Annotated in this window: 1 protein-coding gene; it reads left to right on the top strand. The window is 55.6% G+C overall.

Annotated features, from left to right (window positions below; all coding sequences use genetic code 11):
* Positions 1–266 precede the first annotated feature (266 nt).
* Positions 267–869 carry an ATP-dependent Clp endopeptidase proteolytic subunit ClpP gene (gene clpP / locus NW820_RS12730; protein ID WP_011434140.1) on the top strand — a complete coding sequence of 201 codons (603 nt, stop codon included), beginning with the start codon at positions 267–269 and terminating at the stop codon, positions 867–869.
* The last annotated feature ends 114 nt before the right edge of the window (positions 870–983 follow it).

The raw sequence follows: 983 nt of genomic DNA on the forward strand, positions 1-983 counted from the left end.
GCAGGCTGGCAATCACAATCGGTTCATCTGGGATCACGTCCATCTTGGCTTCACCTCACCACATCACAAAGAGCCACACCTCAGACCCGTTCCACATCCCAGAAGAAGAGGGATCCCGCTATAACCACCCCGTCTCCTTGCTGTTCTAGCCGGCTCACACCCCATCGAGCCCCGTACGGAGGCGGGCCGGTGAGTCGTCCTGAGCAAAGCATCCGTCCGGTGGCTTAGACTACACTAGTAAGGACTGACCCATCGTTTGGACTGGCATGATTCCCACCGTTATTGAGCAATCTGCGCGAGGCGAGCGCGCCTTTGACATTTACTCGCGTCTCTTGCGGGATCGGATCATTTTCTTGGGCACCCAGGTGGACGACGACATTGCTAACCTGATTGTGGCCCAGATGCTCTACTTGGAGTCCGAAGACCCTGAAAAAGACATCTACCTCTACATCAACTCCCCCGGCGGCTCTGTCTATGCCGGCATGGCCATTTACGACACCATGCAGCACATTCAGCCGGATGTCTCCACCATCTGCATTGGTTTGGCTGCCAGCATGGGAGCTTTTCTGCTGGCAGGGGGCACCAAAGGCAAGCGCATTGCCCTTCCCCACGCCCGCATCATGATCCACCAACCCCTTGGTGGAGCTCAGGGGCCAGCTACCGATATTGAAATTCAGGCCAAAGAGATCCTCTTCATCAAAAACAGCCTCAATAGCTTGCTGGCCTACCACACCGGTCAACCTCTAGAGCGCATCGAACGAGATACCGACCGCGACAACTTCATGACCCCAGAACAAGCCAAAGAGTACGGCCTTATCGACCAGGTGATCAGCAAGAGACCCCAGCCAACCCTGGCAGCCGTTTCTTGACCGTCCAGGCCCTGCGGGTGGGTTTGCTCTGCTCCCTCAAAGAAGGGAGCTTTTGGTTTTGGCCGGGGATCCCACCCGAAGGATATTAAGAAAGCCAAAGAAATCTGTATTCTC

Origin of the sequence: Synechococcus sp. R55.7, from assembly GCF_047461955.1 — a bacterium.
Classification (GTDB): domain Bacteria; phylum Cyanobacteriota; class Cyanobacteriia; order Thermostichales; family Thermostichaceae; genus Thermostichus.

Excerpts from the sequence above, each read along its gene's own strand:
- clpP (WP_011434140.1), top strand. The coding sequence starts at position 267 with ATGATTCCCACCGTTATTGAGCAATCTGCGCGAGGCGAGCGCGCCTTT.